This window comes from Flavobacterium saccharophilum, assembly GCF_900142735.1.
Taxonomy (GTDB): Bacteria; Bacteroidota; Bacteroidia; order Flavobacteriales; family Flavobacteriaceae; genus Flavobacterium; species Flavobacterium saccharophilum.
The window spans coordinates 64,928-85,313 of the sequence record NZ_FRBY01000006.1 but is presented as its reverse complement, the minus strand read 5'-3'; the positions used below and the strand labels follow the sequence as shown (position 1 = coordinate 85,313).

Annotated in this window: 19 protein-coding genes and 4 tRNA genes; 22 read left to right on the top strand and 1 reads right to left on the bottom strand. The window is 33.8% G+C overall.

Annotation, left to right across the window (positions count from 1 at the left end):
- Window positions 1–21: 21 nt before the first annotated feature.
- From BUA98_RS18910 to BUA98_RS18890, 5 genes are all read left to right on the top strand, one after another.
- On the top strand, window positions 22–2,004 hold the full coding sequence (locus tag BUA98_RS18910; protein ID WP_072975087.1) for a putative porin: 1,983 nt from the start codon (window positions 22–24) through the stop codon (window positions 2,002–2,004).
- A gap of 47 nt (window positions 2,005–2,051) precedes the next feature.
- Window positions 2,052–3,413, top strand: a complete 1,362-nt coding sequence (locus tag BUA98_RS18905) for a pyridoxal-phosphate dependent enzyme (protein ID WP_072975085.1) — start codon at window positions 2,052–2,054, stop codon at window positions 3,411–3,413.
- Window positions 3,414–3,498: 85 nt separating this feature from the next.
- The gene (locus BUA98_RS18900; protein WP_072975083.1) at window positions 3,499–3,981 is read left to right on the top strand and encodes a 3'-5' exonuclease; all 483 of its coding nucleotides are present in this window, start codon (window positions 3,499–3,501) and stop codon (window positions 3,979–3,981) included.
- Window positions 3,982–4,051: 70 nt separating this feature from the next.
- Window positions 4,052–5,323, top strand: a complete 1,272-nt coding sequence (locus BUA98_RS18895) for a DUF2851 family protein (RefSeq protein WP_072975082.1) — start codon at window positions 4,052–4,054, stop codon at window positions 5,321–5,323.
- Window positions 5,324–5,391: 68 nt separating this feature from the next.
- Window positions 5,392–5,619, top strand: a complete 228-nt coding sequence (locus tag BUA98_RS18890) for a PspC family transcriptional regulator (RefSeq protein ID WP_026985787.1) — start codon at window positions 5,392–5,394, stop codon at window positions 5,617–5,619.
- A gap of 72 nt (window positions 5,620–5,691) precedes the next feature.
- Here BUA98_RS18890 and BUA98_RS18885 read toward each other — a convergent pair whose 3' ends face one another.
- The gene (locus tag BUA98_RS18885) at window positions 5,692–7,143 is read right to left on the bottom strand and encodes an amino acid permease (protein WP_072975080.1); all 1,452 of its coding nucleotides are present in this window, start codon (window positions 7,141–7,143) and stop codon (window positions 5,692–5,694) included.
- Between the two features lie 271 nt (window positions 7,144–7,414).
- Between BUA98_RS18885 and BUA98_RS18880 the strand changes: the two genes are divergently transcribed.
- From BUA98_RS18880 to rpoB, 17 genes are all read left to right on the top strand, one after another.
- A complete protein-coding gene (locus tag BUA98_RS18880; protein WP_072975534.1) occupies window positions 7,415–8,305 on the top strand; it encodes a ComEA family DNA-binding protein in 891 nt (296 codons plus the stop codon).
- 16 nt (window positions 8,306–8,321) lie between these two features.
- Window positions 8,322–9,464 (top strand): acyl-CoA dehydrogenase family protein, encoded by a 1,143-nt coding sequence (locus BUA98_RS18875; RefSeq protein ID WP_072975079.1) that lies wholly within the window; start codon window positions 8,322–8,324, stop codon window positions 9,462–9,464.
- A 201-nt stretch (window positions 9,465–9,665) separates the two neighbouring features.
- On the top strand, window positions 9,666–9,860 hold the full coding sequence (gene rpsU, locus BUA98_RS18870; protein WP_026985791.1) for a 30S ribosomal protein S21: 195 nt from the start codon (window positions 9,666–9,668) through the stop codon (window positions 9,858–9,860).
- Window positions 9,861–10,006: 146 nt separating this feature from the next.
- Entirely contained in the window at window positions 10,007–10,900 is an 894-nt protein-coding gene (locus tag BUA98_RS18865) for a tyrosine-type recombinase/integrase (protein ID WP_072975077.1), read from the top strand.
- 34 nt (window positions 10,901–10,934) lie between these two features.
- Window positions 10,935–11,237 (top strand): ribosome hibernation-promoting factor, HPF/YfiA family, encoded by a 303-nt coding sequence (hpf, locus tag BUA98_RS18860; protein ID WP_068845391.1) that lies wholly within the window; start codon window positions 10,935–10,937, stop codon window positions 11,235–11,237.
- A 101-nt stretch (window positions 11,238–11,338) separates the two neighbouring features.
- Window positions 11,339–11,412, top strand: a tRNA-Thr gene (locus BUA98_RS18855).
- A 54-nt stretch (window positions 11,413–11,466) separates the two neighbouring features.
- Window positions 11,467–11,547: transfer RNA gene (locus BUA98_RS18850), tRNA-Tyr, on the top strand.
- A 90-nt stretch (window positions 11,548–11,637) separates the two neighbouring features.
- Window positions 11,638–11,709, top strand: a tRNA-Thr gene (locus BUA98_RS18845).
- Between the two features lie 55 nt (window positions 11,710–11,764).
- Window positions 11,765–12,952 carry an elongation factor Tu gene (gene tuf / locus BUA98_RS18840; RefSeq protein WP_007807448.1) on the top strand — a complete coding sequence of 396 codons (1,188 nt, stop codon included), beginning with the start codon at window positions 11,765–11,767 and terminating at the stop codon, window positions 12,950–12,952.
- A 60-nt stretch (window positions 12,953–13,012) separates the two neighbouring features.
- A tRNA-Trp gene (locus BUA98_RS18835) sits at window positions 13,013–13,083 on the top strand.
- Window positions 13,084–13,101: 18 nt separating this feature from the next.
- Window positions 13,102–13,299, top strand: a complete 198-nt coding sequence (gene secE / locus BUA98_RS18830; RefSeq protein WP_008466927.1) for a preprotein translocase subunit SecE — start codon at window positions 13,102–13,104, stop codon at window positions 13,297–13,299.
- Between the two features lie 10 nt (window positions 13,300–13,309).
- Entirely contained in the window at window positions 13,310–13,861 is a 552-nt protein-coding gene (nusG, locus tag BUA98_RS18825; RefSeq protein ID WP_029273444.1) for a transcription termination/antitermination protein NusG, read from the top strand.
- Window positions 13,862–13,928: 67 nt separating this feature from the next.
- Complete coding sequence (gene rplK, locus BUA98_RS18820) at window positions 13,929–14,366, top strand: 50S ribosomal protein L11 (RefSeq protein ID WP_029273445.1); 438 nt, start codon at window positions 13,929–13,931, stop codon at window positions 14,364–14,366.
- 13 nt (window positions 14,367–14,379) lie between these two features.
- Window positions 14,380–15,069, top strand: a complete 690-nt coding sequence (gene rplA / locus BUA98_RS18815) for a 50S ribosomal protein L1 (protein WP_035619180.1) — start codon at window positions 14,380–14,382, stop codon at window positions 15,067–15,069.
- Window positions 15,070–15,091: 22 nt separating this feature from the next.
- The gene (rplJ, locus tag BUA98_RS18810) at window positions 15,092–15,592 is read left to right on the top strand and encodes a 50S ribosomal protein L10 (protein WP_072975075.1); all 501 of its coding nucleotides are present in this window, start codon (window positions 15,092–15,094) and stop codon (window positions 15,590–15,592) included.
- Window positions 15,593–15,683: 91 nt separating this feature from the next.
- Window positions 15,684–16,055: a 50S ribosomal protein L7/L12 gene (gene rplL / locus BUA98_RS18805; protein WP_007807437.1), complete on the top strand. Its 372-nt coding sequence runs from the start codon at window positions 15,684–15,686 to the stop codon at window positions 16,053–16,055.
- Window positions 16,056–16,317: 262 nt separating this feature from the next.
- Entirely contained in the window at window positions 16,318–20,130 is a 3,813-nt protein-coding gene (gene rpoB, locus BUA98_RS18800) for a DNA-directed RNA polymerase subunit beta (protein ID WP_056205349.1), read from the top strand.
- The last annotated feature ends 256 nt before the right edge of the window (window positions 20,131–20,386 follow it).

Genomic DNA, 20,386 nt, shown 5'->3' with positions numbered 1-20,386 from the left:
AATTACATATAAAGCTATCAAATGAGAATACTCTTTTTTCTATATCTATTAATTGTACCCACGTTATTGTTTTCTCAGGAAAAAACTAGTTCAAAGAACAGTTTAGATATGAATACAAAATATTCTAGTATAACGGATACAGTGAAAAAGAAAAAGTCTCTAATTGCAAAGATAGAGCAATACCAGATTTATACACTAGAGCACGATACAATAATTGCCGATACGTCGCTAACATTAAAAAGCGCTTACAAGCAAAATTATTTAAGGAAAGATAATTTTGGACTTTTGCCATTTTCTAACATTGGACAAACATACAATACAATACAATATGGTTTAACTGATTATTCTCCGTATCCCGAAATTGGTTTCAAAGGAAAACACTTTGACTATATGGAAGTTAGTGATATTCGATATTATTCAGTTGCAACTCCTTTAACCGAAATATTTTTTAACACCACTATAAACAAAGGGCAAAACTTAGATTCATTTATTACACTAAATACTTCAAAGAATCTTAATTTTTCTGCAGCTTACAGAGGATTACGTTCTGAGGGTGATTATATAAATCAGTTAGTTAGTGCAGGGAATTTTCGATTTACAACAAGTTATTTTACAACAAATAAAAGATATGTTTTAAACGCTCATTTTACATTTCAGGACATTACAAATGAAGAAAATGGCGGAATTACAAATACAGACAATTTTGAAAGTGAGGATCCTGATTTTAAAAACCGTCAGCGATTGCAGGTATTTTTGACAGATGCTGAATCATTATTAAAAGGAAGACGTTTCTTCTTTGATCATGCATTCAGAATAAATCCAAAAGATGCAAATAATAATTTGTATTTAACGCATCAATTTAATTACGAATATAAATATTTTCAATACTTACAACCAACACTTCTTTCGACTGTAACGCCAACAGTTGGGCCTAGTGTACAGGTTCAACGTTTTGGGGAATCATATGCTAGTGGTAATATAAACGATGAGACTCGTTTTGAAAAATTATACAATAAAGTTGGGCTTGCCTATGAAAATTCACTTCTTGGGAAATTCAATTTTTTTGTCGACGATTACAGATCAAATTATAAATACGAGAGAATTATAGTGTATAATGATGGTTCAGTTGTTCCTGATAATTTATTTCTGCAGATTAATAATGTTGGAGGACAATATGAATATCAGAAGAATAAATGGAATGGCCGCTTTTTATATACCAGATCAATTACAAACCAGTCTCTTTCTGATTTGGATGCAAAATTGAGATATGATTTAAATGAGAAAATTCAATTCGATTTCAGATATAGAAATTTAAATAAGTTGCCAAATAATAACTATAATTTGTATCAAAGCAGTTATGTTGAATACAATTGGTCTAACAGTTTTAAGAATGAAAAAATCAACCAGCTTAGTGCTAATGTTTATACACCTTGGTTAAATGCTGAAGTTCAGTACTCTGTTTTAAAGGATCACTTGTACTTTAAAGATGATTCCAGTCCGGCAGAAGCTTTAGCATATACTCAAATTATAAAGCCGGCACAATATGGAAATGCAATTAATTATTTATCTATAAAAGCTAGTAAAGAATTTAAATTTGGACCGTTCGGTTTTGATAATACACTTTTATATCAAAAAGTAGATCAGTCAGATTTGATTTTAAATGTTCCTGATTTTGTAACAAGAAATACACTTTACTATTCTAGCTACTTTTTCAAAAAGGCATTATATATGCAGACTGGAGTTGTATTTAATTATTTTACAAAATATTACGGAAATGATTATAATCCAGTTATAGGTGAATTTTTTGTTCAGGATGCGAAAAAAATCGGAGGTTATCCATTATTCGATCTTTTTGTAAACGCCAGAATTCGTCAAACCCGATTTTACTTAAAGGCAGAACATATTAATGCTTTATTTTCAAAAAGCGATTATTATTCGGCACCTAATAATCCTTATCGTGATTTTGTTATCCGATTTGGGTTAGTCTGGAATTTCTTCCAATAAATTAGGGCTATTTAGATTTTTAGAACCACATATTAAATAAACATAAAATGGACTTTTCAAAAAATATTTTAGAAACAATTGGTAATACACCTTTAGTAAAACTCAACAAAATTGTTGCTGAAATCGATGCGTTAGTGTTGGCAAAAGTCGAAACTTTTAATCCTGGAAATTCTGTAAAAGACAGAATGGCCGTTAAAATGATTGAAGACGCAGAGGCAGACGGCAGATTAAAACCGGGTGGAACTATTATCGAAGGAACTTCCGGAAACACCGGAATGGGATTGGCACTGGTAGCCATTATCAAAGGTTATAAATTGATTTGTGTTATATCAGACAAGCAGTCAAAAGAAAAAATGGATATTTTACGTGCTGTTGGTGCCAAAGTTGTAGTTTGTCCTACTGATGTTGAGCCGACGGATCCACGTTCTTATTATTCAGTTTCAAAGCGTTTAGCTGAAGAAACACCAAATTCATGGTACGTAAATCAGTATGATAATTTATCCAATTCGTTGGCGCATTATGAGCAAACTGGTCCGGAAATCTGGAAGCAGACGGATGGAAAAATTACGCATTTTGTTGTTGGAGTTGGAACAGGAGGAACTATTTCAGGAGTTGGAAAATACTTAAAAGAGAAAAACCCGAATATTAAAATTTGGGGAATTGATACCTATGGTTCTGTGTTTAAAAAATACCATGAAACCGGAATTTTTGATGAAAACGAAATTTACTCTTATATTACAGAAGGAATTGGGGAAGATATTTTACCAAAAAATGTTGACTTTTCTTTAATCGATGGTTTTACAAAAGTAACTGATAAAGATGCCGCCGTTTATACAAGAAAAATTGCCATGGAAGAAGCAATTTTTGTTGGAAACTCTGCAGGTGCATGTATTAAAGGGCTTTTACAGCTTAAAGAACATTTTAAACCTGAAGATGTTGTTGTTGTTCTTTTTCACGATTCAGGAAGCCGTTACGTTGGTAAAATGTTTAATGATGACTGGATGCGTGAACGTGGATTTTTAGAAGAAAACGTAACGAAAGCGGAAGATGTAATTAAAGATCATATCGATAAAGAATTGATTGTTGTTCGTACAGAAGAATTAGTGTCTCACGCTATCGAGCGTATGCGTAAGTATAAAATCTCTCAAATTCCAGTAGTTGATATTAATGGATTTGTTGGCTCTGTAGACGAAACAGATTTGTTTAGAAGTTATGTTGCAGATAAAAATGTTGCAGAAAAACCAATTAAGGAAGTAATGGGAAAACCTTTTCCTATTGTAAAATTAGGAACGACAATTGAAGAAGTTTCTAAATTGTTTACCAAAGAAAACGACGCTGTTTTGGTAGATTTAGGAAATGGAAAACATCATATTATTACAAAATATGATATTATTGGTTCTATAAAATAAGAACAATTTTAAAAACATTATAAATCCATAAATTAGAGTTTTAAGACTTTGATTTATGGATTTTTTTAGCTGAAATATTTTAAAAATGAATTTTACTGCCATAGATTTTGAAACCGCTACAGGCTATCATCCTTGTTCTGTTGGAATAGTTACTGTTGAAAACGGAATTATTGTTGACGAGTTTGTTTCTTTAATTAAGCCCCCAAATAACCTATATAATCCGTTTACGATTCAGGTTCACGGTATTTATCCTCGTGATACTATCAACGCAAAATCATTTTCTCAGGTATTTCCCGAAATAGAAAGAAGATTAAAAAATAGGATCGTTGTAGCACACAATGAAAGTTTTGATCGAAATGTGTTAATGAAATCAATGGCGCTCTACGGTTTGCAATATGAAGACTTAAATATTGCACAACGTTGGGAATGTACGGTTAAAATTTACAAAGCAAAAGGATTGAAGCCGACCAAACTAAGTGATTGTTGTCGCGAAATGAAAATTGAGTTAAATCATCATGAAGCTTTATCTGATGCTCGTGCATGCGCGAAACTATATATGTTAAAGTAAATTTTTTAAGTAAGAAAATACTTATTTTTAATTATTTTTAAGTTTTTGTAATTTAAACATAAACTTAAAAATGAGAGAAGACTTTCTTCACTATCTCTGGAAATTCAAGAAGTTCGAAACGCTGAATTTAAGAACAACTCAAAATGATCCAATTGTAATTATTAAAGCAGGAGATTATTTAGAAATTTCAGGTCCTGATTTTTTTAATGCCCAGATTAAAATTGGAACTCAGAAATGGGCAGGTAATGTCGAAATCCATTTAAAATCATCCGATTGGTATGTGCATCATCATGAAAAAGATCCGGCTTACGAGAATGTGATTTTGCATGTTGTTTGGGAACATGATACAGAGATCTTTAGAAAAAATAATACTGAAATTCCCGTTTTGGTTTTAAAAGATTATATTTCATCAGAAGTATTAAATAATTATCATTCTTTATTGTCTCCAAAATCCTGGATTTCCTGTGAAAAGGAAATTGCTCAAATTGATAAATTTGTTTTTAAAAATTGGCAGGAAAGATTATTCTTTGATCGACTGGAAAGAAAATCAAAGTTTATTTATGATTTATTAGAAGAAACAAATGGTGACTGGGAGTCGGTTTTATTTTCTTTGTTTGCGAAGAATTTTGGCTTGAACACAAATGGAAATACATTTTTGCAAATAGCGAAATCAATTCCCTTTTCTATTATCCGAAAAGAAAGCTTCGAAATCGAAAATCTTGAAGCATTGCTTTTTGGAACTTCAGGCTTACTAGATTCTGAAAAGGAAGATTTATATTTCAATGATTTGAAAATTAGGTATTTTTATCTTTTGCATAAATATCAATTAGATAAAGTTTATACAGACCCACTACAATTTTTTAAGCATCGCCCAGATAATTTTCCAACCATACGGCTTTCACAATTAGGAAGTTTATACAGTAAACATCAGAATTTATTTTCTAAAGTAATTATACTTAAGTCCGTTAAGGATGTTTACGAGCTCTTAAACGTTACAACAAGTTTGTATTGGGAAAATCATTATCAGTTTGATAAAGAAAGCTCACAGAAGCGAAAGCCTTTATCCAGATCTTTTATCGATTTGTTGATAGTAAACACCATTATTCCTTTGCAATTTGCCTATGTAAGTAGAGTTGGAGAATCTAATGTTGAAGATCTTATTGCATTTATGAATGAAGTTTCTTCTGAAAAAAATGCCATAATTGATAAGTTTGAGAGTTTCGGAATTCTTTCAAAAAATGCATTTGAAACTCAAACTTTACTTGAACTCAAAAATGAATATTGCAATAATAAAGCCTGTTTGCGTTGTGCAATTGGAGTAGAATTACTTAAAAGTAATTAGATAATTAGAAAATGCGTCAATTAGATAATTTTGTACTTTTGTTTAAAATCTAAAATCTAAAAATAGAAATGTCAGCAATTTTAAAACTTAAGTTTTTCTTTGAAAAATATGGATTTCATGTTTCATCGCGATTAGCTGATAAACTCGGAATGCGGGTTACAAGTGTGCGATTGTTTTTTATTTACATTTCGTTTGTAACAGCCGGTTTAGGTTTCGGAATCTATTTAACATTAGCATTCTGGATTCGCCTAAAGGATTTAATTAGAGCAAAGCGAACTTCAGTATTTGATTTATAAAAGTAATTTTGAAGCATAAAAAAAAGGATCATAATTTAATATGATCCTTTTTTTATGTATTAATCTGGAATATTATTTATCCGGATTGTTTAATTTACTGTTTTTCTTACCGTAAACAAAGTATATCACTATACCTAATGCCATCCAAACAACAAGTCTTGCCCAGCTTTCATTTGGTAGCGAATACATCAACGCTAAACAGATTACAATACCTGCAACCGGTACAAAAGGAACCCATGGAGTTCTAAAAGCTCTTGGAGCATCTGGCATTTTTTTACGCATAACCATTACACCAATACAAACTAAAACAAAAGCTAATAATGTTCCGATACTTACCATGTGTCCTAAATCACTTACAGGAACAAGTCCGGCAAATAAACTTACGAATACTAAAAAGAAAAGATTAGTTTTCCATGGAGTTCGGAATTTAGCGTGAATTTCGCTAAAGAAAGGAGGTAATAAACCATCTTTACTCATTGTGTAGAAAACACGGCTTTGTCCCATAAGCATTACTAACATTACAGAAGTATAACCAGCCAAAATAGCTACAATTAAACCTGTTTGTAAAAAGTCGTATCCTGTTACAGCAAAAGCAGTTGCAGCAGGTTTTGCATCTCCTGCAAATTTATAATAAGGTACAAGTCCCGTCATTACGTGAGAGAACAATACATATAAAAGTGTACAGATTATCAATGATCCTAAAATACCAATTGGCATTCCTTTTTGTGGATTTTTAGCTTCTTGTGCAGCAGTAGAAACAGCATCAAAACCAATAAAAGCAAAAAATACAGTACCAGCTCCAGCAGCAATTCCAGACCAGCCAAATTGACCAAAAACACCAGTGTTTTCAGGAATGTAAGGCGTATAGTTTGTTGGATCAATAAATTTCCATCCTAATACAATAAAGATAATAACCACAGCTACTTTTATAACAACTAAGAAATTGTTTAACGATGCCGATTCTTTTGTTCCTTTTATCAATAATAATGAAAGTAAAGAAACAATGAATATTGCTGGTAAGTTTACAATTCCGCCATTTATTACAGTTCCGTTACTAAGTGTTAAAGTTTCCCATGGTGAACAAATTAAATCAGGTGGGAGATGAATATCATATTTTGCAAGAAGTTCAAGTAAATACCGGGACCAACTCACACCAACTGTAGCGGCACCCAAAGCATATTCTAAAACTAAATCCCAACCGATAATCCAAGCCATAAATTCACCCATCGTAGCATAAGAGTAAGTGTATGCACTACCCGCAACCGGAATCATTGATGCAAATTCAGCATAACAAAGTCCGGCAAATGCGCAACCTACAGCTGCTAAAATAAAAGAAATTGTTACCGCCGGACCTGCGTGGTCAGCAGCTGCAATTCCTGTTAGCGAAAATAGTCCCGCTCCAATAATTGCTCCAACTCCAAGTGCAACAAGCGAACGTGAAGATAAGGTTCTTTTTAGTCCTTTTTCAGATTCGGATGCTTCACCGAGCAATACCGAAAGAGGTTTAGTTTTCCAAATTGACATACTATTATATTGGTTTATTGTTATTAAGCTCCAAATGTATCGTTTTTTATAAAAAATAAAAACAATTATATTGTTTTAAGTTATAAAATATCAAAAAAATATGCAAAATAGGCAGTTTACAGCTGTTAAGTACTGAAATTCATCAATTTAATTAGAGTGTTAATGCGGATTGAATAATTTGACAAAGAAATATTTTTTTACTATTTTTCCTAATAAATTGATATTTTATTATTTAATTTACCCTTTTAAAACGATTGAAAATTTTAATTTGATGGCTAATTTTAAAACGCTCGCAATTTATTTTAAATTTACAAGAGAGCAACGTACAGGAATTTTTTTACTTTTTGCTATTATTGTAATACTACAATTGGTTTATTTTTATGCTGATTTTAATTTGCCTGAAAAAACCTCCCTGGAAAAAGAGCAATGGATGTCTTTACAGACGAAAATTGATTCTCTTAAACTTGTTAAATATAACGAGAAACCAAAAGTCTATCTTTTTAATCCAAATTTCATTACAGATTATAAAGGATATAAACTCGGAATGTCTACTCAGGAAATTGACCGCCTTTTAGCTTTTCGGGAAGGAAATAAATTTGTGAACTCTGCAGAGGAGTTTCAACAAGTCACTAAAATTTCTGATTCTTTATTAAAAATTATTTCCCCTTTATTTAAGTTTCCTGACTGGATTCAAAAAGAGAATAATTTCAAAACAGAGAAAAAAGAATTTAGTAAGAAAGCCGATTTTAAAAAAGAAAAGATTGTAATTTTAGATATAAATGAGGCAACTCAGGAGGATTTGGTTAAAATATATGGTATAGGCGATGCACTGTCTTTACGTATATTAAAACAAAAAGAAATATTAGGGTGTTTTGTTTCTATGGAACAAATGAATGATATCTGGGGACTTTCGCCTGAAGTTGTAGCCGAATTGAATTCTCATTTCAAAGTAATAGTTCCTTCAAGTTTTAAAAAAATAGCAATAAATGATGCGACTTTAAAAGAATTATCTCAGTTTTCTTATTTCCGATATGCATTGGCTAAACAAATAGTAATATATAGAAGTATGAATGGAAATTTCAAAAATATTGAGGATTTATCAAAAATTAAAGGTTTTCCTGTTGAAAAAGCAAAAATAATTAGTTTATATTTGGAGTTCTAAAAAAAAATAGCCAACAATGAATTTTAATTATAACGAAACACAGTCAATGATTGCACAGTCTATTAAAGATTTTGCCGAAAAGAACATCAGACCTAATATAATGGAATGGGATGAAGCACAAATTTTTCCTGTCCCACTTTTTAAAAAGCTGGGAGAAATGGGTTTCATGGGTGTTTTAGTGCCTGAAGAGTATGGCGGATCTGGTTTAGGATATCATGAATATATTACTGTTGTAGAAGAAATTTCAAAAGTTGATCCTTCAATTGGTTTGTCAGTTGCAGCTCATAATTCATTATGCACAAATCATATTTTGACTTTTGGTAACGAAGAACAAAAGAAAAAATGGTTGCCTAAATTAGCGACGGCTGAATATATTGGAGCCTGGGGTTTAACAGAACATAATACTGGTTCTGATGCTGGAGGGATGAATACTACTGCGGTTAAAGATGGAGATTCCTGGATTGTAAACGGAGCGAAGAACTTTATTACGCATGCGATTTCAGGTGATATTGCAGTGGTGATTGTGCGTACTGGAGAAAAAGGAGATTCAAAAGGAATGACTGCGTTTGTCTTTGAAAAAGGAATGGCGGGATTTACTTCAGGAAAAAAAGAAAACAAATTAGGAATGCGTGCGAGTGAAACTGCTGAGTTAGTTTTTGACAATTGCCGCGTGCCTGATGCAAATAGATTAGGAGAAGTTGGTCAGGGATTTGTTCAGGCAATGAAAATATTAGACGGTGGTCGAATTTCAATAGGTGCTTTGTCGTTAGGAATTGCTAAGGGTGCATATGAAGCAGCTTTGAAGTATTCTAAAGAAAGATATCAGTTTGGGCAGCCAATTAGTAGTTTTCAGGGAATTTCATTTAAATTAGCTGATATGGCTACTGAGATAGAAGCTTCAGAATTGTTGCTTCACAAAGCAGCTTTTTTGAAACAACAGCATAAACCTGTAACAACACTTGGAGCGATGGCTAAGATGTATGCATCAGAAGCTTGTGTAAGAATAGCTAACGAGGCGGTGCAGATTCATGGTGGTTATGGCTACACTAAGGATTTTCCTGTAGAGAAATTTTACAGAGATTCTAAATTATGTACGATTGGAGAAGGAACAACTGAGATTCAAAAATTGGTTATATCGAGAAATTTGTTGAAAGAGTAAAGAGTAAAGAGTAAAGAGTAAAGAGTAAAGAGTAAAGAGTAAAGAGTAAAGAGTAAAGAGTAAAGAGTAAAGAGTTTGCGCTAAAATCTATTCTCTTTCTTCAATATTCTTTTTTCTTTTAAAAATAATTCACAATTTGTAACTCGTAATTCAAAATTAATATATACTTTTGCAGCCTTAACGAGAGGAGGTGTCTATATTATGTTAATTATACCAATTAAAGACGGAGAAAATATCGATAGAGCATTAAAGCGCTATAAAAGAAAATTTGATAAAACAGGAACTGTTCGTCAATTAAGAGCGCGTACTGCTTTTATTAAGCCTTCTGTTATCAAAAGAGCTCAAATTCAAAAAGCTGCTTACATTCAAAACATGAGAGATGGTTTAGAAAGTTAGTATTTGGCTTTTCAAAAATAATTACCGTTAGTTATCAATATTTTGATACTAACGGTTTTTTTATGCTTAATTTTGAGATAGTATACAATAATATATATAGGTAGGGTGTTTGTTGTGTTTGGGGTGAAGTGATAAAAATTAATATAATGAAGTCGAATAGAGATGCATTTCGTGATTATCTACAGTTGGAGAAAAAATATTCACCACATACGGTTGATGCTTATTTGAATGATATTGTTTTTTTTGAAGTTTATAATAAGGAGAATTTTGAGCAGGAAAATATTGGGAAGGTAAATTACAGTCAAATTAGGAGTTGGATTGTTTCTTTGGTAGATCAGAATATTTCTAATGTCTCTATAAATAGAAAAATGGCTTCGTTGAAAGCTTTTTATAAGTTTCTTTTAAAAACGAAACAAATAGATGTGAGTCCAATGTTGAAGCATAAGGCTTTAAAGACTCCGAAAATTATTCAAATTCCATTTTCTGAAAAAGAGCTTTCTGATTTGATGGGTCAGATAGATATTCCCGTTGGTTTTGAAGAAGTCCGTGACAAGCTCATTGTGGATATGTTTTATACAACCGGAATGAGACGTGCGGAATTAATCCATTTGATGATTTATAATGTGGATTTGACTTCGAATGTGATAAAGGTTTTGGGTAAGCGTAATAAAGAGCGAATTATTCCTCTTTTGCCAATTATTGCGGATCAGCTTAAGCTATATATTGATGAGCGCGATTCAGTTGAAAATATTACTGATGCGGATTATTTTTTTATTTCAAAAAAAGGATTAAAATTAAGTGAATCTTTTGTGTATCGATTAATAAATTCTTACTTTAGTAGAGTCTCTGAAAAGGTAAAAAAAAGTCCACATGTGCTTCGGCATACATTTGCGACTCATTTGCTAAATAATGGGGCAGATTTAAATTCAGTTAAGGAGTTATTAGGACATTCGAGTTTGGCATCTACGCAAGTTTATACTCATAATAGTTTAGCGGAGCTTAAAAAGGTGTATGGGGATGCTCATCCTAGGAATAGATAATACTTCTGAAATGTTTAACCATAAAATTAATATTATGAAGGTAGATGTTCATGCAGTTAACTTTACTGTTGACCGAAAGTTGGTGGATTTTATTCAAGAGAGAATGGATAAATTGGAAAAGTATTACGATCGAGTTGTCTCGGCTGATGTTTTTTTAAAAGTGGAAAGAACAAGTGATAAGGAGAATAAAGCTGTTGAGATAAAGATTAATGTTCCGGGAGATGATTTTTTGGTTAAAAAGCAGTGTAAGACATTTGAAGAGGCAATTGAACTTTCGGCAGAATCTTTAGAGCGTTTACTAGTAAAAAGGAAAGAAAAAATAAGAGCACATATATAATTGAACATAATTGAAAATTTTTTTCAAAAAATGTTTTGATACAAAGATAAAATAGCTACATTTGCAGTCCGTTAGAAATAGCGGACTTTTTTATTGATATTGCCAGCGTAGCTCAGTTGGCTAGAGCAGCTGATTTGTAATCAGCAGGTCGTGGGTTCGAGTCCCTCCGCCGGCTCTAAATATTTCAAATGCGATTTGAAATTGTTCATGCAATTATTGATAAAATAAAGGGGAGATACTCAAGCGGCCAACGAGGGCAGACTGTAAATCTGCTGTGTGAACTTCGCAGGTTCGAATCCTGCTCTCCCCACAAAAAAAAAGAAGTTAAGATTTCGGATTGTAGGTTTTGGATTTGTAAAATCTGAAATCTAAATTCAAAAATCTAAAATCAGAACTCTCTGCCGACTTAGCTCAGGGGTAGAGTGCTTCCTTGGTAAGGAAGAGGTCACGGGTTCAATTCCCGTAGTTGGCTCAAGTAAGTAGGAAATTGAAAATTAATATATAACTAAGATTAAAAATTAAGTAAAATGGCAAAGGAGAATTTTAATCGTTCCAAACCGCACTTAAACATAGGTACAATTGGACACGTGGATCACGGAAAAACTACATTAACTGCTGCAATTACAAAAGTATTGTCTGATGCAGGTTACTGTCAAGCAAAATCGTTTGATCAAATCGATAACGCTCCAGAGGAGAAAGAAAGAGGTATTACTATTAATACATCACACGTAGAGTATGAAACAGCTAACCGTCACTACGCTCACGTTGACTGTCCAGGTCACGCGGATTACGTAAAGAACATGGTTACTGGTGCTGCTCAAATGGACGGAGCTATCTTAGTAGTTGCTGCTACAGATGGTCCAATGCCACAAACTCGTGAGCACATCCTTTTAGGTCGTCAGGTTGGTATTCCAAGAATCGTTGTTTTCATGAACAAAGTGGATATGGTTGATGATGCTGAATTGTTAGAGCTTGTTGAAATGGAAATTAGAGATTTATTATCTTTCTACGAATATGATGGAGATAATGGTCCTGTTGTTCAAGGTTCTGCTTTAGGAGGATTGAATAATGATCCTGCTTGGGTACCAAAAATCATTGAATTAATGGAAGCTGTTGATGCTTGGATCGAAGAGCCAGTGCGTGACGTTGCTAAGCCATTCTTGATGCCGGTTGAAGATGTATTTACAATTACTGGTCGTGGAACTGTTGCTACAGGTCGTATCGAAACAGGTATTGCTAATACAGGAGATCCAGTTGAGATCATTGGTATGGGAGCTGATAAATTAACTTCTACTATTACAGGAGTTGAGATGTTCCGTAAAATCCTTGATAGAGGTGAAGCTGGAGATAACGTAGGTTTATTGTTGAGAGGTATTGATAAAGAATCTATCAAAAGAGGAATGGTTATCATTAAGCCAGGATCAGTAAAACCACACGCTACTTTCAAAGCTGAGGTTTATATCTTGAAAAAAGAAGAAGGTGGACGTCATACTCCATTCCATAATAACTACCGTCCACAGTTCTACGTACGTACAACTGACGTAACAGGAGTTATTACTTTGCCAGAAGGAGTAGAGATGGTAATGCCAGGAGATAACTTAACTATCAATGTATCTTTATTAAGCCCAATCGCTATGAGCGTAGGTTTACGTTTCGCTATCCGTGAAGGTGGTAGAACTGTAGGTGCAGGTCAGGTTACTGAAATCGTAGGATAATCCTATAAATATTATAAAAAGCCAGTTGATTTTCTTAACCGAAATCACTGGCTTTTAATTACGGGCGTAGTTCAAGGGTAGAATAGCGGTCTCCAAAACCGTTGATGGGGGTTCGAATCCCTCCGCCCGTGCAATATAAAATATATCAAATGACAAAAGTTACTAATTATTTATCAGAGGCTTTCGAAGAGTTAAAGTCAAATGTTACTTGGCCAGCTTGGGCTGAGGTTCAAAAATTGACAATTGTTGTGGCTGTATTTTCGATTCTATTTGCTTTGGCAACATGGGGAGTAGACGAATTTTTTGCAAAAGCTTTGGCTGGATTTTTTAACTGGTTAAAAGGATAATTTTTTTGTGATGGCAGATAATAATGTGAAAAAATGGTACGTAGTTAGAGCTGTAAGTGGACAAGAGAATAAAGTCAAAGCTTACATCGAAACTGAGATTGCCAGACTAGGTATGGGTGATTATGTTTCCCAAGTTTTAGTGCCTACAGAAAAAGTAGTTACTGTAAAAGAAGGAAAAAAAATGTCTAAGGATAAAGTTTATTTCCCTGGATATGTTATGATCGAAGCCAATTTAGTTGGTGAGATACCTCATATTATCAAGTCTATTACAAGTGTAATTGGTTTCTTGGGAGAGATTAAAGGAGGAGAACCTGTTCCTTTAAGATTGTCTGAAGTAAATCGTATGTTAGGTAAAGTAGATGAGTTAGCTGTTAATACAGATACTCGTGCTATTCCATTCAACTTAGGTGAAACTGTAAAAGTGATCGATGGTCCTTTTAACGGATTTAACGGAACGGTTGAAAAAATCAATGAAGAAAAGCGTAAACTTGAAGTTATGGTTAAGATTTTCGGAAGAAAAACTCCATTAGAATTGAGTTTTATGCAAGTTGAAAAAGTATAATTTTTTGTTACATATATAATAACCATTGCAATCGCTTCCATTGATTGTGATGTTAAATTTTTTAAAAATGGCTAAAGAAATTAGTAAGGTAGTTAAACTACAAGTTAAGGGAGGTGCTGCGAACCCGTCGCCACCGGTTGGACCTGCTTTAGGAGCTGCTGGGGTAAACATCATGGAGTTCTGTAAGCAATTTAATGCTAGAACTCAGGATAAACCTGGCAAAATATGCCCAGTGCAAATCACTGTGTATAAAGACAAATCATTTGATTTTGTCGTTAAGACTCCTCCAGCAGCGGTTCAGTTAATGGAAGCTGCAAAGCTAAAATCTGGTTCTGGTGAGCCTAATCGTAAAAAAGTAGCTAGTGTTACTTGGGAACAAATTAGAGCAATTGCTGATGACAAAATGCCTGACTTAAATGCATTCACTATTGAGGCTGCAATGAGTATGGTTGCTGGAACAGCTAGATCTATGGGTATAACTGTATCAGGAGAAGCTCCTTTTTAATTAAGAAAAAGACATGGCAAAATTAACAAAAAAGCAAAAAGAGGCTGCTTCAAAAATTGAAAAGAACAAACTATATTCTCTTAAAGATGCTGCGGCATTATTAAAAGTAGTTGCTTCTGCAAAATTTGATGAGTCTGTTGATATCGCAGTGCGTTTGGGTGTAGATCCAAGAAAAGCGAATCAAATGGTTAGAGGTGTGGTTACATTACCTCACGGAACAGGTAAAGATGTTAAAGTATTAGCATTAGTTACTCCAGATAAAGAAGCGGAAGCTAAAGAAGCTGGTGCAGACTATGTAGGTCTTGATGACTATTTACAAAAAATTAAAGATGGTTGGACTGATGTTGATGTAATTATCACTATGCCAGCTGTTATGGGTAAATTAGGTCCATTAGGTCGTATTTTAGGACCTAGAGGTTTAATGCCAAACCCTAAAACAGGTACTGTAACTATGGATGTTGCAAAAGCTGTTCAAGAGGTTAAAGCTGGTAAAATTGACTTTAAAGTTGATAAAACTGGTATCGTTCACGCAGGAATTGGTAAAGTTTCTTTTGGAGCTGAGCAGATTGTTGACAACGCACACGAAATTATTCAAACATTAATAAAACTTAAGCCAACTGCTGCTAAAGGTACCTACATTAAAGGTATTCACCTTACAAGCACTATGAGTCCTGCAATTGCATTGGATCCAAAAGCAGTATAATTGGTAGTTAAAAATTTTTAGTATGACTAGAGAAGAAAAATCAATCGCGATTGAAAATTTAACTGCGCAGTTAGCTGGTACAAATATCATTTATGTATCTGATATTTCTGGATTAAACGCAGAAACAACTTCAAACTTACGTAGAGCTTGTTTTAAAGCTGGTATCAAATTAGAAGTTGTAAAGAACACTTTGCTTGCAAAAGCAATGGAAGCTTCTGCTAATGATTATGGTGATTTACCTACAGTATTGACTGGTAACAGTGCTATTTTCATTTCTGATGTAGCTAATGCACCTGGAAAAATTATCAAAGATTTCCGTAAGAAATCTGATAAACCAGTTTTAAAAGGAGCATACATCAATTCTGAAGTTTATATTGGTGATAATCAATTAGATGCATTAGCAACTATTAAATCTAAAGAAGAGCTTCTTGGAGAACTTATTGGATTATTGCAATCACCAGCTCAAAGAGTTATCTCTGCTTTACAAAATCAATTCGCAAACAGCGAAGAGACAGAAGCATAATAACACATGCGGGGAATATTATTTCCTTGCTGCTTAATTAGCGCACAATAAATAAATTATATTTTACAAATCATTTTAAACGATAGAAAAAATGGCAGATTTGAAACAATTCGCAGAACAATTAGTTAACTTAACAGTTAAAGAAGTTAACGAATTAGCAACAATATTAAAAGACGAGTATGGTATCGAGCCTGCTGCTGCAGCTGTAGTAGTTGCTGCTGGTGGTGGAGAAGGTGCTGCTGAAGAAGCACAAACTGAATTTACAGTTGTATTAAAAGAGGCTGGAGCTTCTAAATTAGCAGTTGTGAAATTAGTGAAAGAACTTACAGGTTTAGGTTTGAAAGAAGCTAAAGATGTAGTTGACGGTGCTCCAAGTAACGTTAAAGAAGGTGTTTCTAAAGAAGAGGCTGAAGGTCTTAAAAAATCATTAGAAGAAGCTGGAGCTGTAGTTGAACTTAAATAAGTTTACTCGGTTTTAAGAACTAGGTTTAGGTCTTGAGTTAACACTCAATGGCCTAAACCATTTTTCGTATAATAAAATAGATCAAGTTTTATTATCAAATAGTTTAAAATACGAAAAAGTTTTTGATCAATACGAAGAAAAAAATTAAACTGACTTTACTGGTTTATTTTAAAGATGTATTGATTATAATAAGAAAGTATAGATTAAACAGTGTGTGTTTACACAAAAAATTACTTTTTTTTAATCAAAATTTTGTCCATTGATGATAACAAATCAGACTGAAAGATTGAATTTTGCCTCTACAAAAAATATCCCTGACTATCCGGATTTCCTAGATGTTCAGGTTAAATCTTTTAAAGATTTCTTTCAATTAGAAACGAAATCTGACGAAAGAGGCAACGAAGGGTTATACAACACCTTCATGGAAAACTTTCCAATCACAGATACAAGAAACAACTTTGTATTGGAGTTCCTAGATTATTTTGTTGATCCACCACGTTATACAATTCAAGAATGTATAGAGAGAGGTCTTACTTATAGTGTGCCTTTAAAAGCCAGGTTAAAACTATACTGTACAGATCCAGAACACGAAGATTTTGAAACTATTGTACAAGATGTTTATCTTGGAACAATACCTTATATGACTCCAAGCGGTACTTTTGTTATCAATGGTGCTGAGCGTGTAGTAGTATCTCAACTACACCGTTCTCCTGGGGTTTTCTTTGGTCAATCATTCCATGCAAATGGTACAAAACTTTATTCTGCCAGAGTAATTCCTTTTAAAGGTTCTTGGATAGAATTTTCTACAGATATCAATAGCGTAATGTACGCTTATATCGATAGAAAGAAAAAATTACCGGTTACAACTTTATTCCGTGCAATTGGGTTTGAAAGAGATAAGGATATCCTTGAAATTTTCGACTTAGCTGAAGAAATTAAAGTTTCTAAAACTGGTATTAAAAAATACATTGGAAGAAGACTTGCTGCACGTGTATTGAACACATGGCATGAGGATTTCGTTGATGAGGATACTGGTGAAGTAGTTTCTATCGAACGTAACGAAATTATCCTTGATAGAGATACTATTATCGACAAAGATAATGTTGAAGAAATCATCGATTCTAACGTTAAATCTATTTTGTTACACAAAGAGGATAATAACCAGGCAGATTATGCTATTATCCACAACACGTTACAAAAAGATCCAACAAACTCTGAAAAAGAAGCTGTTGAGCATATCTACAGACAATTGCGTAATGCAGAACCGCCTGATGAAGAAACTGCTCGTGGTATTATAGATAAATTGTTCTTCTCTGATCAACGTTATAACTTAGGTGAAGTTGGTCGTTATAGAATGAACAAAAAACTTGGTTTAGATATCCCAATGGAAAAGCAAGTGCTTACCAAAGAAGATATCATCACCATTGTAAAATATTTGATCGAATTAATTAACTCTAAAGCAGAGATTGATGATATTGATCACTTATCAAACCGTCGTGTAAGAACAGTTGGAGAACAATTGTCTCAACAATTCGGTGTTGGTTTAGCTCGTATGGCGAGAACTATTCGTGAGAGAATGAACGTTAGAGATAACGAGGTGTTTACACCAATTGATTTGATTAATGCTAAAACATTATCATCAGTTATCAACTCTTTCTTTGGTACTAACCAGTTATCTCAATTTATGGATCAAACGAATCCATTAGCTGAGATTACACACAAGAGAAGATTATCTGCACTTGGACCAGGTGGACTTTCTAGAGAGAGAGCTGGTTTTGAGGTTCGTGACGTTCACTATACTCACTATGGTCGTTTATGTCCGATTGAAACTCCAGAGGGACCAAACATTGGTTTGATTTCATCTCTTGGTGTTTATGCAAAAGTAAACGGAATGGGTTTCATTGAAACTCCATACCGTAAAGTAACTAATGGTGTAGTTGATTTAGAAAGTACTCCAATTTACTTAAGTGCTGAAGAAGAAGAAGGAAAAATGATTGCTCAGGCAAACATTGAAATGGATGCTTCAGGTAAAATTACAGCTAGCAATGTTATTGCTCGTGAGGAAGGTGACTTCCCGGTTGTTGAGCCATCAGCAGTACATTATACAGACGTTGCTCCTAACCAGATTGCATCGATTTCGGCTTCATTAATTCCTTTCTTGGAGCATGATGATGCGAACCGTGCGTTGATGGGATCTAACATGATGCGTCAGGCAGTTCCTTTGATCCGTCCTGAAGCTCCGATTGTTGGTACAGGTTTAGAGCGTCAGGTAGCTTCAGATTCTAGAGTATTGATTAATGCTGAAGGAGATGGAACTGTAGAATATGTTGATGCTAACATCATTACTATCAAATACGACCGTACTGAAGATGAAAGAATGGTAAGTTTTGATGCTGATGAAAAAACATACAACTTAATTAAATTTAGAAAAACCAATCAAGGTACAAGTATCAACTTGAAACCAATCGTAAGAAAAGGTGACAGAGTTGTTCTTGGACAAGTATTATCAGAAGGATATGCTACTCAAAATGGTGAATTAGCTTTAGGTAGAAACTTAAAAGTTGCGTTCATGCCATGGAAAGGATATAACTTCGAGGATGCGATTGTAATTTCTGAGAAAGTAGTTCGTGATGATATTTTTACTTCTATCCACGTTGATGATTATTCATTAGAGGTTAGAGATACTAAGTTAGGAAATGAAGAGTTAACAAACGATATTCCTAACGTTTCAGAAGAAGCTACTAAAGATTTAGATGAAAACGGTATGATCAGAATTGGAGCAGAGGTTAAACCTGGCGACATTTTGATTGGAAAAATTACACCAAAAGGAGAATCAGATCCTACTCCGGAAGAGAAATTGCTTCGTGCAATCTTCGGGGATAAAGCAGGTGACGTAAAAGATGCTTCATTAAAAGCTTCTCCATCTTTACATGGTGTAGTTCTTGACAAAAAATTATTTGCAAGAGCCGTAAAAGATAAACGTAAACGTACTCAGGATAAAGATGCTTTAGGTGCTTTAGAAATGGAGTTTGAAACTAAATTTGTTGAATTAAAAGACAGATTAGTTGAAAAATTATTCCTGATCGTTAACGGAAAAACATCTCAAGGTGTAATGAATGATTTGGGTGAAGAAGTTTTACCAAAAGGTAAAAAATATACTCAAAAAATGCTTTACGCAGTAGAAGATTTTGCTCACTTAAGCAAAGGTCAATGGGTTGCTGATGATGCTACTAATAAAATGGTTAATGATTTAATCCATAACTATAAAATTAAGCTGAACGACTTACAAGGATCTTTAAGAAGAGAAAAATTCACTATTACAGTTGGAGATGAATTACCATCTGGAATCTTGAAATTGGCGAAAATTTATATCGCTAAAAAACGTAAACTGAAAGTAGGGGATAAAATGGCAGGACGTCACGGTAACAAAGGTATTGTTGCAAGAATCGTTCGTCATGAAGATATGCCTTTCCTTGAAGACGGAACACCGGTAGATATCGTATTGAATCCACTTGGGGTACCTTCACGTATGAACATTGGTCAGATTTATGAGACTGTTCTTGGATGGGCTGGTATGAACTTGGGTAGAAAATTTGCTACTCCAATTTTTGACGGTGCTTCTTTAGATCAAATTAATGAATTAACTGATGAAGCTGGAGTACCACGTTTCGGACATACACATCTTTATGATGGTGGTACTGGAGAGCGTTTCCATCAAGCAGCGACTGTGGGTGTAATTTACATGCTTAAATTAGGACACATGGTTGATGATAAGATGCACGCACGTTCTATCGGACCATACTCGTTGATCACTCAACAGCCACTTGGAGGTAAAGCTCAATTTGGAGGTCAGCGTTTTGGAGAGATGGAGGTTTGGGCACTTGAGGCTTATGGAGCATCAAGTACACTACGTGAAATCTTGACAGTTAAATCGGATGACGTTATTGGTAGAGCTAAAACTTACGAGGCTATCGTTAAGGGTGAATCTATGCCAGAACCAGGATTACCTGAATCATTCAATGTATTGATGCATGAATTGAAAGGTCTTGGACTTGACATTCGTTTAGAAGAATAATAAGTATTAGGAAGTTTTCAGTCCCGATTTTTATCGGGGCTGATTACTCATTTATAGAAGTTTTTAGGATTTATACCCGTAACCCGTTCCGATTTTTTATATAAACCTTGAAAGTTTTATAATTAGCACTTCAAAATAATAAGTATTGAAGTTTAGAGAAGTAACCCGAGGTAGTGGTTAAGTCGAAAGTTTAAAAGTCCAAAGTCTAAAGTCATTCCTGACTTTAAAACTTTATGACATTTGACTTTAGACTAAC

Bases quoted from the DNA above. Each gene is read 5' to 3' on its own strand.
- rplL (WP_007807437.1), top strand. From the start codon at position 15,684: ATGGCAGATTTGAAACAATTCGCAGAACAATTAGTTAACTTAACAGTT.
- tuf (WP_007807448.1), top strand. From the start codon at position 11,765: ATGGCAAAGGAGAATTTTAATCGTTCCAAACCGCACTTAAACATAGGT.
- rpoB (WP_056205349.1), top strand. From the start codon at position 16,318: ATGATAACAAATCAGACTGAAAGATTGAATTTTGCCTCTACAAAAAAT.
- BUA98_RS18905 (WP_072975085.1), top strand. From the start codon at position 2,052: ATGGACTTTTCAAAAAATATTTTAGAAACAATTGGTAATACACCTTTA.
- rplJ (WP_072975075.1), top strand. From the start codon at position 15,092: ATGACTAGAGAAGAAAAATCAATCGCGATTGAAAATTTAACTGCGCAG.
- rpsU (WP_026985791.1), top strand. From the start codon at position 9,666: ATGTTAATTATACCAATTAAAGACGGAGAAAATATCGATAGAGCATTA.
- hpf (WP_068845391.1), top strand. From the start codon at position 10,935: ATGAAGGTAGATGTTCATGCAGTTAACTTTACTGTTGACCGAAAGTTG.
- BUA98_RS18890 (WP_026985787.1), top strand. From the start codon at position 5,392: ATGTCAGCAATTTTAAAACTTAAGTTTTTCTTTGAAAAATATGGATTT.
- BUA98_RS18865 (WP_072975077.1), top strand. From the start codon at position 10,007: ATGAAGTCGAATAGAGATGCATTTCGTGATTATCTACAGTTGGAGAAA.
- BUA98_RS18910 (WP_072975087.1), top strand. From the start codon at position 22: ATGAGAATACTCTTTTTTCTATATCTATTAATTGTACCCACGTTATTG.
- rplK (WP_029273445.1), top strand. From the start codon at position 13,929: ATGGCTAAAGAAATTAGTAAGGTAGTTAAACTACAAGTTAAGGGAGGT.
- nusG (WP_029273444.1), top strand. From the start codon at position 13,310: ATGGCAGATAATAATGTGAAAAAATGGTACGTAGTTAGAGCTGTAAGT.
- BUA98_RS18880 (WP_072975534.1), top strand. From the start codon at position 7,415: ATGGCTAATTTTAAAACGCTCGCAATTTATTTTAAATTTACAAGAGAG.
- BUA98_RS18900 (WP_072975083.1), top strand. From the start codon at position 3,499: ATGAATTTTACTGCCATAGATTTTGAAACCGCTACAGGCTATCATCCT.
- rplA (WP_035619180.1), top strand. From the start codon at position 14,380: ATGGCAAAATTAACAAAAAAGCAAAAAGAGGCTGCTTCAAAAATTGAA.
- BUA98_RS18885 (WP_072975080.1), bottom strand. From the start codon at position 7,143: ATGTCAATTTGGAAAACTAAACCTCTTTCGGTATTGCTCGGTGAAGCA.
- BUA98_RS18895 (WP_072975082.1), top strand. From the start codon at position 4,052: ATGAGAGAAGACTTTCTTCACTATCTCTGGAAATTCAAGAAGTTCGAA.
- secE (WP_008466927.1), top strand. From the start codon at position 13,102: ATGACAAAAGTTACTAATTATTTATCAGAGGCTTTCGAAGAGTTAAAG.
- BUA98_RS18875 (WP_072975079.1), top strand. From the start codon at position 8,322: ATGAATTTTAATTATAACGAAACACAGTCAATGATTGCACAGTCTATT.